The sequence below is a fragment of the Anaerolineales bacterium genome, assembly GCA_019637805.1.
GTDB lineage: Bacteria > Chloroflexota > Anaerolineae > Anaerolineales > UBA11579 > JAMCZK01.
The window spans coordinates 387,495-400,839 of record JAHBVB010000001.1 but is presented as its reverse complement, the minus strand read 5'-3'; the positions used below and the strand labels follow the sequence as shown (position 1 = coordinate 400,839).

Here is a 13,345-nt window from a genome sequence, read left to right as displayed (position 1 = left end):
TTTTGGAGGAGTAAGAATGTCTAAAAAAGCATTTTCGATTTTGGCCCTGCTCGTGGTCACCAGCCTGTTGCTGGCTGCCTGCGGCGCTCCGGCTGCCAGTGGTGGCGCTGATGCCCCGGCTGCTGAGGGCGATGTGGTGGTTGCCGCTGGCGACCCCATCCGCATTGCGTCCGCTCTGGTGATCTCTGGCCCCAACACCGACCTGGGTCTGGATTCCCAGCATGGTGTGGAAATCGCCATTGAGTTCAAGGGCGAGATCAAGGGTCATGCCATCGAGCTGCAGGCTGAAGATGACGGCTGTTCCGCTGAAGGCGGCCAGGCCGCTGGTCAGAAGATCGTTTCTGACCCCAGCATTGTGGCTGTGATTGGCACCAGCTGCTCCGGCTCTGGTGTGCCCATGGCTCAGGTCGTTTCTGACGCCGGTTATGTGATGGTTTCCCCGTCCAACACCGCTCCGTCCCTGACCGACCCCGCCCAGGCTTGGAAGCCCGGTTACCTGCGCACTGCCCACAACGACAAGGTGCAGGGTGCTGCCATGGCTGAGTACGCTTACAGCGTGCTGGGTCTGAGCACTGCGGCCGCCATCCATGACGGCGACCCCTACACTGAGGGTCTGGCCAACGCCTTCCGCGAGTCCTTCGAGGCTCTGGGTGGCAGTGTGGTGGCCTTCACCGCGGTGAATGTTGGTGACACCGACATGCGCCCGGTGTTGACCTCCATCGCCGCTTCTGAAGGTGGCGCGCCTGCCTTCCTGTTCTTCCCGGTCTTCACCGCTGAGTGCGCCCACCTGGCCACCCAGGCGCTGGAAGTTGCCGGCCTGGAGAACACGGTGCGTGGCGCGGCTGACGGCTGCTTCTCCGCCGCTTCCGCTGAAGCCATTGGTGACGCCGCCCCTGGCATGTACTTCTCCGGCCCGGATCTGTCCTTCTCCGGTGACGTGTACAACCAGTTCGCTGCGGCCTACCAGAGCAACTTCGGTACCGCTCCGATCTCCGTCTTCCATGCCCACGCTTTCGATGCCACCAACATGGTGTTTGCTTGTATCGAAGAGGTATCCGTTGAGGGTGCCGATGGTTCCCTGACGATCAATCGCCAGGCCATGCGTGACTGCTTGTATGCCACCTCTGGCTTCCAGGGCATCACCGGTTCGTTGACCTGCAACGAATACGGCGACTGCGCTGATCCCAAGATCGCGGTGTACGAGATCGTGGACGGCGAGTACGTGTCTGTCTGGCCCTAAGCCTGACTAATACGTACGGCTGATTAGCAAAATGGATAGGCCCAGGGCAATTGCCCTGGGCCTATCTAAAGCCCTCCTCAGGAGCTTTTGTATGAAAGACCGGCTTAAGAATCTTGATTTGATTACAGCGTTTTTGTGGTTGCTGCGGGCCGCAATTATTCTGGTGGTTGCCTGGGGCACTTTTAAGACTTTGCTCAGCAACCCCTACACCTCTCGCAACTGGCTGGACTTCATTATTTTCGGCATTGCCCAGGGCAGCATGTATGCTCTGATCGCGATTGGTTACACCCTGGTGTACGGCGTGCTCAAGATGATCAACTTTGCCCACGGCGAGTTTTTTATGTCGGGCATTTTTACCGCCACTTCCGCCCTGGCCATTCCTCTGGCCGCCTCGGGCTTTATGGATAAGCATCCCTTGCTCAGTTTGCTGGCCATCGGCCTGCTCTCCATGTTGGTCTCGGTGGGTATTGCGCTGCTCACCGAACGGATCGCTTATCGCCCGCTGCGCCATGCCCCGCGCCTGATGCCCTTGATCACGGCCATCGGCGCTTCGTTCTTCTGGCAGTACTATTTCCGCGGCTTGTTCGGCTCGCAGGTGCGTCCCTTCCCCACCGTCGTGGCTTTGCAGGGCAGCATTCCCTTCCTCAACACCACCGTGCTCAAGACCCACGTCCTGGTCGTGGTGGTGACCGTGCTGGCCCTGGTGGCCCTGAACTTCTTCATTACCAAGACGCGAGCCGGCATGGCCATCCGCTCTGTTTCGGAGAATAAGGACGTGGCCGCCCTGATGGGCATCAATGTCGACCGGGCGATCAGCATGACCTTCGCCACCGGCGCCACCATGGCCGGTTTGGCCGGCTTGTTGTATGCGCTGGTCTACGGCCAGGTGCACTTCTTCATGGGCTTCATCCCCGGCATCAAGGCCTTCACCGCCGCCGTCTTGGGCGGCATCGGCAACATTCCCGGCGCTGCAGTGGGCGGCTTGCTGCTCGGCTTGTTCGAGTCGGTCGGCCCCAGCCTGTTCCTGCAGGGTCTGGGCATTCCCGCCTTCAACCAGCTCAAGGACGTGATCGCCTTCACCATGCTGGTGCTGGTGCTGATCTTCCGCCCGCAAGGCATCATGGGCGAGCGCCTGGCTGAGAAGAAGGCCTGAGGTAAATCAATATGGACAACGTGACTTCCTCTGGTTGGAGACAGGCCCTCCTGCAGGGCTTTGTGGCCGGCCTCATCACGGTCAGCGCCAGCACGATTGGTATGGTCGAGCTTTTCGGCACACGCTATTTCCTCGCCGGGTTGTTCACCATGGGCCAGCTGCTGCTCTTCGCCCCGCCGGCCGTGCTGGCCTTCTCGCTGGCGGGCAAGATCAAGAGCCAGGGCATTGGCATCGTGACCGCCAAGGCTGCCGCAATTGGCGCGGTCAGTGGCGCCATGCTGACCTTGCTGGTCTGGGCCAACCAAACCTTCCCGCTGCGCACCGTGCTCATCAATCTGTCCCCCAAGCTGATGGGCCTGCTGACCTTCGACAAGTCTTTGGCGGAAGGCGCCCTGATCCTGATCGGCGTCTCTGTAGCCACTGCGGTCTTTGGCGCCCTGCTGCAGTTTGTGCCCCGGCTGTACCGCCAGGCGCTGCTCTCTGCGATTATCACCACCTTGGGCGTGGGCCTGCTGGCTCCGCTGCTGTTTGAACGCATCCGCAACTTCTTCGGCCAGTCTGTGGCCCAGTTGGTTTTCACCTCCAGCGCTTTGCAGGTGGTGCCGGCCATCATCATCTTCGCGGCTTCGGCGGCGCTGTTCTACTTCCGGGGCAGAGCTTCTCTTAGCAGCAAGCCCAAGGCCGAGCAAAACCTGAACCCGCGCCAGAAGATGCTGCGCCAGATTCCTCTGGCCATCTTCCTGCTGATCCTGCCCATGTTGCTGGGTTCCTACCTGACCGAGATCACCAACAATGTGGGCATCTTCCTGCTGATGGGCTTGGGCCTCAACATCGTGGTCGGTCTGGCAGGCCTGCTCGACCTGGGGTATGTGGCCTTCTTCGCCATTGGCGCTTACACCATGGCGGTGCTCACCTCCACTGGCCCGCTGGGCGTGGCGCAGATGTCCTTCTGGGCTGCGCTGCCGATCTGCGTGGCCGTGTCGGCGTTTGCCGGCGTGTTGCTGGGTACCCCGGTGCTGCGCATGCGCGGCGACTACCTGGCCATCGTCACCCTGGGCTTCGGAGAGATCATCCGCATCCTGGCCCTCTCCGACTTGCTCAAGCCGTTCATCGGCGGCGCGCAGGGCATCCTGCAGATCCCCAAGCCTTCCATCGCCGGCATCACCTTGATCTCGCCGGAGCAGCTCTACTACGTCATCCTGGGCGGTGCGCTGCTGGCCGCCTTCATCTCCAACCGCCTGCGTGAATCCCGCGTGGGCCGCACCTGGATCGCCATGCGTGAGGACGAAGACGTGGCCGAGGCGATGGGCATCAACCTGGTCAAGACCAAGCTGCTGGCCTTCGCCATCGGCGCGGGCTTCTCCGGCCTGGCGGGCGCCATCTTCTCGCCCAAGCTGACCTCCATCTTCCCGCATAGCTTCAACCTGCTGATTTCGATCAACATCCTCAGCCTGATCATCGTCGGCGGCCTGGGCAGCATCCCCGGCACCATCGTCGGCGCCCTGGTGCTGGTCGGCCTGCCGGAACTGCTGCGTGAATTCGCCGAGTTCCGCTGGCTGATGTACGGTTTGTTGCTGGTGGTCATGATGCTCAACCGCCCTGAGGGTTTCATCCCTTCAGACGTCATCCGCCGTGAACTGCACAGCGGCGACGAGCACCGGGCAGAGGTTTAGGAGCTGAAATGGCTATCATTCTCAAAGCAACCGACATTAAGAAGACCTTTGGCGGCCTGGTGGCGGTCAATGGCCTCAGCATCGAAATTCCGCGCAACAGCATTTCGGCGGTAATCGGCCCCAACGGCGCCGGCAAGACCACTTTCTTCAACTGCATCACCGGCTTCTACAAGGTGGACAGTGGCGAAGTGCTCTTCGACGGCGAGTACATCCAGAACCGCCGTACGGACCAGATCTCACGCATTGGCATTTCGCGCACTTACCAGAACATCCGCCTGTTCAACAGCACCACAGCGATCGAGAATGTGCTGGTCGGCTTGGAACCGCGCCTCAAGACCAGCGTGCTCGACTCCGTACTGCGCACCCGCCGCTTCCACGAAGAAGAGAAGTCTTCGGTGGAGGAGGCCCGCAGCCTGCTGGAGTTCGTCGGCCTCAAGGGCCTGGGTGACCAGCTTTCCAGCAATCTCTCTTACGGCGCCCAGCGCCGCTTGGAGATTGCCCGGGCGCTGGCCAGCAAGCCCAAGCTGCTGCTGCTGGACGAACCTACCGCCGGCATGAACCCCAACGAAACCGCCGAGATGACCCGCTTCATCCTCGACCTGCGCGACAAGCTGGGCATCACCATCCTGCTGATCGAACACGACATGCGCGTGGTGATGGGTATTAGCGACCAGATCACGGTGCTGGACTACGGCTCGAAGATCGCCGAAGGCGGACCCAAGGACATCCAAAACGACGTCCGTGTGATCGAAGCCTACCTCGGCCGCGGCGCAGCCTCTGGCCTTAAAGACGCCAAGGCAAACTAGGAGGCAGCCAGATGGCAATGCTCGAAGTCAATAACATTCATACCTACTACGGCAACATTCACGCCCTCAAGGGCATCTCGCTGGAAGTCAACGAAGGCGAGATCGTGACCTTGATCGGCGCCAATGGCGCCGGCAAAACCACCACCCTGCGCACCATCTGCGGTTTGCTGCGCCCGCGTGAAGGACACGTCAAGCTGAATGGCGAGGACCTGGCCAAGTATCCGGCCCACCAGCTGGTCTACAAAGGCGTCGCCATGGTGCCGGAAGGCCGCGGCGTATTCGCTCAACTCTCCGTGGAAGAGAACCTGGAGCTGGGCGCCTACAGCCGCAATGACAAGCCCGAGATCGCCGAGGATAAGGAACACATCTTCAGCCTCTTCCCGCGGCTGAAAGAGCGCCGCAACCAGGTGGCCGGCACCCTCTCCGGCGGTGAGCAACAGATGCTGGCCACCGGCCGGGCGATGATGGCGCGCCCCAAACTGCTGCTGATGGATGAACCCTCGATGGGCCTGGCGCCGATCCTGGTCGAAGGCATCTTCGACACGATCAAGAACATCAACGCCCAAGGTACCACCGTGCTGCTGGTGGAGCAGAACGCCCTGATGGCGCTGTCCATCGCCCATCGCGGCTATGTGCTGCAGACCGGCGAGATCGTCTTGAGCGATACGGCCAAGAAGCTGGCCAACAACAAGACCGTCCAAAAAGCCTACTTGGGCGTCGACTAAGACCCATGTTCTGACCAAAGAGCGCAGCCGAAGGCTGCGCTCTTTTTTGTAGTACCGTCATCGCAAGCCAATATCACCCTGACGGACAGCCGTAGGGGCGCACGGCCGTGCGCTCCAAAATCTCAACCATGCACCCCAAACGCGTACCCGCCTAAATAACGTGTCATTCTGAGCGGGTCAATAACGAGCCACCTGACCGCCGAGCCCGGATCAGCGAAGAATGTGTATAACCCGGTCTTCGGAATAACCCGAGAACCCCAACCACCAACCCAGCCGGTATGGGTGCGCGGCGCGCATTCCAAACGCTACCCTTGTACGCCGAGTTCCGCAAAGGGATTAGAATTTGCCTATGCTGCTACTCAACGCCGATGAGGTCCGCCAAGCCCTGCCGATGAAGGAGTGTGTCCAGGCGATGAAAAGCGCCTATGCGGCGCTCTCCGCCGGCAAGGCTGAAGTGCCGCTGCGCCTGCGCCTGCCCGTGGCGCCCAATCAGGGCCTCAGCCTCTTCATGCCGGCCTTTGTGGACGACCCTGCCGGCCAGGCCCTGGCGGTCAAGATCGTCTCGCTGTTTGACCACAACCCCAGCCGCGGCCTGCCCTTCATTCACGCCGCCGTGCTGGTGCTCCACTCGCAGACCGGTGCGGTGGAGGCGCTGCTGGAAGGCGGCAGCCTGACCGCCATCCGCACCGGCGCGGGCTGCGGAGCGGCCACCGACGTGCTGGCCCGGGCGGATGCACGCACGGTCGCCATCTTTGGCGCCGGGGTGCAGGCCCGCACCCAGCTGGCGGCGGTGTGCGCCGTGCGCCCCATAGAAACCGCCTGGGTCTATGCACCGGCCGGGGTCGAAGCGTTTATTGCCGAGATGGCTGGGCACGGCGATGTGCCGGCCGACCTGCGCGCCGCCGCCAGCCCGGCTGAAGCGCTGGCCGGCGCCGACATCGTCAGCGCCGCCACCACCAGCGCCGCCCCCGTCTTCGCCCACGCCGACCTGCGCCCGGGGACGCACGTCAACGGCGCCGGCTCGTACACGCTGGAGATGCAAGAGATCCCGGCTGAGACAGTCGCCGCCGGCTTGGCCGCGGTGGACAGCCGCAGCGCGGCCCTGGTCGAAAGCGGCGACCTGCAGCGCCCGCTGGCCGCTGGCCTGCTGCAGGAAGCCGAGATCGCCGAGATTGGCGAGATCATCGCCGGCACCCGCCCCGGCCGCCGCGATGCCGAGCAGATCACCTTCTTCAAATCCGTGGGCGTTGCCGTGCAAGACGCCCTGGCCGCCCAGCTGGCTCTGCAGAATGCCCGCAAGCTCGGCCTGGGCACCGAGGTGGCTTGGTGATGCTCTTGCGCTACTGTGCGGCTTGCCGGCTTGATGTGCTGATGGGCTTTGCCCTGGTTACCGGAATCGAGATCATTCAAAGGAACAACGCGTGAATCTGCCAAAATCTGCTTCAGTTGTCGTCATCGGCGGCGGCGTGATGGGCGCCTCCACGGCCTATCACTTGGCCGAGCGCGGCATCAAAGATGTGGTGCTGCTGGAAAAGGAAGAATTCTTCGGCCAGGGCGCCACTGGCCGCTGCGCCGGCGGGGTGCGCTATCAGTTCGCCACGGAGATCAACATTCGGCTCTCTTTGGCCAGCCTGCCCATGCTGGAGCGCTTTGCGGAAGAGTTGGGGCAAGAGGTCGACTACCGCCAGTGCGGTTATCTCTTCCTGCTCGACAACGATAAGGACATCCAGACCTTCCGCCACAACGTGGAGTTGCAGCACAAGTTGGGCGTGCAGACCGAGTGGCTGGACGGCGACGAGATCCGCCACCGCCTGCCGGACATGCGCCTGGACGACGTGCAGGCCGGGACCTTTAACGCCCAAGATGGCTTGTGTGACCCCAACGGCGTGGTGATGGGCTACATCAATGCCGCCGCGCGCTTGGGCGCCCAGTGCCTTACCCAGGTAGAGGTCACCGGGTTGGACGTACAGGACGGTGTGATCCTCGGCGTGCACACCAACCAGGGCGACATTGAGACCCCGCTGGTGGTCAACGCCGCCGGCCCCTGGGCGGGCCAGCTGGGCCGCTTGGCCGGCGTCGAGATCCCCATCACGCCCGTGCGCCGCCAGATGCTGACCACCACGGCCCTGCCGCAGCTGCCGGCCGACTTTCCCTTCGTGATCGACTTCGCCAAATCTCTGTACTTTCACCGCGAGGGCGACGGCCTGCTGACCGGCATGTCCAACCCCGGCCAGGCGCCTGGGTTGGACCAGAACGTCGACCCGGACTGGGAATTGGTCCACATGGAACACGCCATCCAGCGCCTGCCCCTGCTGGAGCGCGCCGGCATCGTTTCACATTGGGCCGGCCTCTACGAAGTCACCCCTGACGCGCACCCCATCTTCGGCGCCACGCCGGTGGACGGCTTTTTCGTCGTGGCAGGCTTCTCCGGCCACGGCTTCATGCACGGCCCGGTCTCCGGCAAGCTGATCAGCGAGATCATCCTGGACGGGGCCGCCAGCACAGTCGACGTCTCCATGCTTGACCTGGCCCGCTTCGCCGAGAAGCGGCCCATCGTGGAATACAATGTGATCTGATGCCCAGCGCGGAAATTCTCACCATCGGCACCGAGCTGCTGCTCGGCGAGATCGTCGACACCAACACCCAGGCCCTGGCGCGCCTCCTGCGCGACGCCGGGGTCGATTTGTACTGGACCGGCACCGTGGGCGACAACCAGGCCCGCATTGCCGCGGCAGTACAGCTGGCGCTGGGCCGCTCGCAGGTGCTGCTGTGCACCGGCGGCCTGGGGCCGACTGTCGATGACGTGACCCGCGAGGGCATTGCCCAGGCTCTGGGTGTCGAGTTGGAGTTCCGTGAGGATCTCTTGCTCAAGCTGGAAGAGCGCTTTGCACGCTTCAAGCGCAAACCCAGTGAGAACAACAAACGCCAGGCGTACCTGCCGGCCGGGGCGCTGGCCCTCGAGAATGCCGTGGGTACCGCGCCGGGTTTCCTCATTGAGCACGGTGAGCAAGTCATTATTTCCATGCCCGGCGTGCCGGGCGAAATGCACTACATCATGGAGCACGGCGTGCTGCCCTACTTTGAGCAGCGCTACGGCAAAGGCGCCGTGATCCGCACGCGCGTGTTGCACACCGCCGGCGTGCCTGAGTCGCAGATCGACGAGAAGCTGGACGACCTGGAGCGCCAGACCAACCCCACCGTCGGCTTGGCGGCGCACGCCGGTTCTGTGGATGTGCGCCTGACCGCCAAAGCGGACACTGCCGCCGAAGCCGAGGCGATGCTGGCCGAGCTGGAAAGCGAAACCCGCCGGCGCCTGGGTGACTGGGTCTACGGCGCAGACGATGAGAGCCTGGCGCGCGCCGCCCTGGGCTTGCTGGCCGCGGTGGGCAAACGCCTGGCCGTCATTGAAAAGGGCTTGGACGGCATGGTCATCCGCAGCCTGACTGGCCAGGGCAATGCCTTTGTCGGCGGTGAGATCCAAGGCACAGAAATGAAAAGCAAGCCGCTGCCTGAGCTGACCGACCAGTACGTCAAGGAAGTGCGCGCCGAAGTCGTGTTGGGGGTGGAGCTCAGGCGGGCCGATGGGCAAGCCGATTTGCAGATCGCCCTGCGCGGTCTGGGGCCTAACCGCGATTACGAATTCTCCTACGGCGGTCACCCGCGCCAGGCGCAGCTGTGGGCCGCCAACCTGGCGCTCAGCTTGCTGCGCACCAAGCTGATCAAAGAGCACGATACGCTGGATGATCCAGATGAATCCTAGACACAGTGTTTAATAAAGACCGGGAGAGTTTAGTGAGCCAAAAAATCGATTACTTATTCACCAATGCCCTGGTCCTCACCATGGACGCCGGGTTGAGCCAGTATGCCGAGGGCGCTGTGGCGGTCAAAGGCGACAGCATCGTCGCCGTCGGAACGCAGGCGCAGCTGGCCGCCCAGTACCAGGCCGCCGAAACCGTGGATTGCGGCGGCAAGGTGCTAATGCCCGGGCTGGTCAATGCCCACACGCATGTGCCCATGACCCTGCTGCGCGGCCTGGCAGACGATACCCGCCTGGATGTCTGGCTGCTGGGTTACATGATGCCGGTGGAGCGCCAGTTCGTGAATCCGGAGTTCGTGCGCCTGGGCACCTCGATCGGCGCGGCGGAATTCATTCGCTCCGGCGTCACCAGCTTTGCCGATATGTATTATTTCGAATCCGCCGTGGCGGAAGCCACTGCCGCGGCCGGCCTGCGCGGCGTGCTCGGCCAGACCGTCATGCAGTTCCCTGCACCAGACGCCAAGTCTTACGAAGACTCACTGGCGCTCACCCGTGAATTTATTGAAGAATGGCTCGGGCACCCGCTGGTGGTGCCGGCTGTCTCTCCGCATGCTCCCTATACCTGCACTGCCGAGATCCTGCAGGCCTGCGCTGCCCTGGCCGTGGAATACGACGTGCCGCTGCATACCCACATCGCCGAGACCGCCTTCGAGGTGGAAAACGCCCGCCGTGACTGGGGCATGCCGGTGGTGCCGTACGTCAAGAAGCAGAATCTCTTTGACGCCAAGGTGCTGGCGGCCCACTGTGTGCATATCGACACTGGCGAGATCAACACGCTCTTGCACCACCGTGCCGGCGTCTCCCACAACCCCTCCTCCAACCTCAAGCTGGCCTCCGGGGCCGCCCCGGTGGCGGAGATGCTCAAGGTTGGCCTCAATGTCGGCATCGGCACGGACGGACCCGCCTCCAACAACGACCTGGACATGTTCGAGGAAGTGCGCCTGGCCGCTTTCCTCTCCAAGTTCCGCACCAATGACCCCACCTCGCTCCCCGCCCAGACTGCGCTGCTGATGGCCACCCGTCTGGGCGCCCAGGCCATGCACATCGGCCACCTGACCGGCTCGCTGGAGCCGGGCAAGCGCGCTGACCTGATCCTGGTGGACATTCACAAACTGCACAATTCGCCGCACTTCACGCGTGACCCCAACGGGGTCTACGCCCAGATCGTCTATGCCAGCAAGTCCACCGACGTCAGCGATGTGATGGTCAACGGCAAATGGCTGATGCGCGCCCACCAGCTGCTCACGCTGAACGAGACCGAGCTGGTGGAGCAGGCGGCAGACCTGGCCAAGCAGATCGACCAGTTCCTCATCACGCGTGAATCTTCGGTGCACTCCAAGCTGGTCGCCATTGGCGGCGCCCGCCAGGAGCAAAGCTTCGAGGTGCAGGTCAAGGTCAAGGTGGACGATGCCGAGACGGTCTTGAAAGCCCTGGAAAATGCCGAGTTCGAGAAGGTCTATTCACGCCACTATCGTGAGTTCGACACCTATTTCAAGTTCGAAGGCGAAGACAGCGTGCTGCGCTATCGGGAAGATGAATTCCTGGATGAGCTGGGCAAGGTGGACCATGTGCGCTATCGCCTAACCCTGATGGGCGAGCCGCACGAACGTGAATTTCCCAGTGATGTGATGCTCTCTCGCAGCCGGTTTATTGCCCCGGCGGACCAAAGCCTGCGCTTTTATCGCGAGTACTTCAAGCCGTCCAAGGAAATCCAAGTGGTCAAGGAACGCCGCCGCTGGTTGGTGCGTTTCCGCGACACCGAGTTCTATGTCAACCTCGACTTCGTAGACCGCCCTGACTTGGGCACCTACCTGGAGGTCAAAAGCCGCACCTGGAGCCGCAAGGACGCCGAGCACAAGTCGGTTCTGGTTCTGGAGTTGGTCAAGGCCCTGGGGATCTCCACCGCCGAGACCGAAGCCCGCGAATATGTGCGTATCGCCGAGGACAGCCGCTAAACACAACTGACGCGAAGCCTTTGATGCGCCAGCCAAGCCTGGAAGCTATAATCAGCTTCCAGGCTTTTTACTAGGAGTGCACCCTGAGCGAAGACCCGTCCACCCGTAAGCTGGACTTCCGAGAAGACCAAGTCCGCTATAACCAGCTGCAGCCCGGCCATGTCTTGGCTGATCGCTACGAGATCCAGGAGATCGTCGGCATGGGCGGCATGGGGTCTGTTTACCGCGCCCGGGACAAGAACTTCAAAGCCATTCGCCTGGTGGCCATCAAGGAAATGATCAGCCAGGTGACTGATTCGGTGGTGCGCAAGAACATTTTCCAGATCTTTGAGCGCGAAGCCAATATTCTGGCCACCCTGCGGCACCCCACCATTCCGCGTATTTACGACTATTTCTCGGTGGACGAGCGCGCGTATCTGGTCTTGGAGTTCATCCATGGCAAGAACTTGGAACAGCTGCTCTCAGACGCCAAAGGTTTCTTCCCGGAACAGCAGATTTTGGGCTGGGCGGTGGAACTGTGTGATGTGCTGGAGTATTTGCACGCCCACAAGCCGGAACCGGTCATCTTCCGCGACATCAAACCGTCCAACATTATGTGCACCCTGCAGAACCACATCGCCCTGGTGGATTTCGGCATCGCCAAAGTCTTCGAAGGCAATCAAAAGAACACCATGGTGGGCACACAGGGCTATTCCCCGCCAGACCAGTATCGCGGCGAGGCCACCCCGCAGGTGGATATCTACGCCCTGGGGGCCACACTGCACCACCTGCTGACCCTGCGTGACCCGCAGTTGGAGGCGCCGTTCTCCTTTGCTGAGCGGCCCATCACCGAGGTTAACCCGGCGGTGAGCCGCGAGTTCGCCGCGGTGGTGGAGCGCGCCCTGGAGTACAAGCCAGAGGACCGCTACGCCAATGCCGCCGAGATGAAGGAAGCGCTGGTCAATGTCGCCCAGAAGACCGGCACCCTGCTGAACCTGAACATCCCCGCCGTCACAGCCCCCCGCGCCCAGGCGATGGGCGTCAAGCCTTTATGGGCTTTCGCCTGCGAGGATGAGCTGCGCAGTTCGCCCACCTTCCATGACGGCATCCTCTACCAGGGCTGCTACGACAACAACCTGTATGCGCTGGACGCAGCCAATGGCGAGTTCAGCTGGAAGTACGCCAGCGACGGCGGCATTGCCAGCAAGCCCGCCGTGTTCGAGGGCAATGTCTATTTCGGTTCTGAGGACAAGCGCCTGCACGTGGTGTCTGCCCGCAGCGGCCGCGTGGTCTGGACGCATTACACCGATGGGCCGGTGCGTTCCTCGCCGCGCATCGCCGAGGGACACGCCTTCATCGGCTCCGACGACGGCTTTTTGCACGCGGTCAACACCGCCAGCGGCCGCCTGGCCTGGAAGGCCGAGGCGGGTTCGCCGGTGCGCTCCACGCCCTTCGTCAGCAGCGAGTACGTCTATTTTGGCTCTGAGGCGGGTGATTTCACCTGCGTGGACTTCCGCGGCGAGGCTCGCTGGCGTTTCAAGGCCAAGCGCGGGGTCACTTCTTCGCCGGTGGCCGACGACGGGGTGGTCTATTTCGGTTCGATGGACAATACGCTCTACGCGCTGGACGCCGGCTCCGGCTGGGTGATCTGGCGTTTCCGCCTGGGCAAAGGCAGCATCTCCACCCCGGCCTTGGCTGGTCACCTGCTTTACACCGGCGCGGCGGACCAGAACATCTACTGCATTGATGTGCGCTCGGCTAAGGAGATGTGGCGCTTCACCACCGAGCACCAGGTCACCGGCTCGCCGGTGCTGCACCGCGGTGCGCTGTACTGCGGCTCGGTGGATGGCAGTTTCTATTGCCTGGAGGCCGCCACCGGCCAGCTGCGCTGGCGTTTCCAGACTGGTGGGCCCATCACCGCCACGCCCACCGTGCATGAAGACATGGTCTTTATCGGCTCCACCGACAAGCACATTTACGCCTTTTCCGCGTAAGGA

10 protein-coding genes are annotated in these 13,345 nt (G+C 62.5%); all 10 read left to right on the top strand.

The annotated features are described in order from the left end of the window. The first annotated feature begins 16 nt into the window (after positions 1-16). The 10 genes from KF885_01855 to KF885_01810 all read left to right on the top strand — a co-directional run bounded on the left by KF885_01855 (position 17) and on the right by KF885_01810 (position 13,342). The gene (locus KF885_01855; protein MBX3047900.1) at positions 17-1,240 is read left to right on the top strand and encodes a branched-chain amino acid ABC transporter substrate-binding protein; all 1,224 of its coding nucleotides are present in this window, start codon (positions 17-19) and stop codon (positions 1,238-1,240) included. Between the two features lie 118 nt (positions 1,241-1,358). Beyond that, positions 1,359-2,393 carry a branched-chain amino acid ABC transporter permease gene (locus tag KF885_01850; protein MBX3047899.1) on the top strand — a complete coding sequence of 345 codons (1,035 nt, stop codon included), beginning with the start codon at positions 1,359-1,361 and terminating at the stop codon, positions 2,391-2,393. An 11-nt stretch (positions 2,394-2,404) separates the two neighbouring features. After that, the gene (locus KF885_01845) at positions 2,405-4,066 is read left to right on the top strand and encodes a hypothetical protein (GenBank protein ID MBX3047898.1); all 1,662 of its coding nucleotides are present in this window, start codon (positions 2,405-2,407) and stop codon (positions 4,064-4,066) included. Between the two features lie 8 nt (positions 4,067-4,074). After that, complete coding sequence (locus KF885_01840) at positions 4,075-4,872, top strand: ABC transporter ATP-binding protein (GenBank protein MBX3047897.1); 798 nt, start codon at positions 4,075-4,077, stop codon at positions 4,870-4,872. An 11-nt stretch (positions 4,873-4,883) separates the two neighbouring features. Next, complete coding sequence (locus KF885_01835; GenBank protein MBX3047896.1) at positions 4,884-5,597, top strand: ABC transporter ATP-binding protein; 714 nt, start codon at positions 4,884-4,886, stop codon at positions 5,595-5,597. 349 nt (positions 5,598-5,946) lie between these two features. Then, entirely contained in the window at positions 5,947-6,927 is a 981-nt protein-coding gene (locus KF885_01830; GenBank protein MBX3047895.1) for a hypothetical protein, read from the top strand. Between the two features lie 91 nt (positions 6,928-7,018). Then, the gene (locus KF885_01825; protein MBX3047894.1) at positions 7,019-8,173 is read left to right on the top strand and encodes an FAD-binding oxidoreductase; all 1,155 of its coding nucleotides are present in this window, start codon (positions 7,019-7,021) and stop codon (positions 8,171-8,173) included. Further along, positions 8,173-9,357: a CinA family nicotinamide mononucleotide deamidase-related protein gene (locus KF885_01820; protein MBX3047893.1), complete on the top strand. Its 1,185-nt coding sequence runs from the start codon at positions 8,173-8,175 to the stop codon at positions 9,355-9,357. Before KF885_01825 ends, KF885_01820 begins: the two co-directional genes overlap by 1 nt. Positions 9,358-9,437: 80 nt before the next feature. Next, on the top strand, positions 9,438-11,369 hold the full coding sequence (locus tag KF885_01815; GenBank protein MBX3047892.1) for an amidohydrolase family protein: 1,932 nt from the start codon (positions 9,438-9,440) through the stop codon (positions 11,367-11,369). A gap of 164 nt (positions 11,370-11,533) precedes the next feature. Then, positions 11,534-13,342, top strand: a complete 1,809-nt coding sequence (locus KF885_01810) for a PQQ-binding-like beta-propeller repeat protein (protein ID MBX3047891.1) — start codon at positions 11,534-11,536, stop codon at positions 13,340-13,342. Positions 13,343-13,345: the final 3 nt, after the last annotated feature.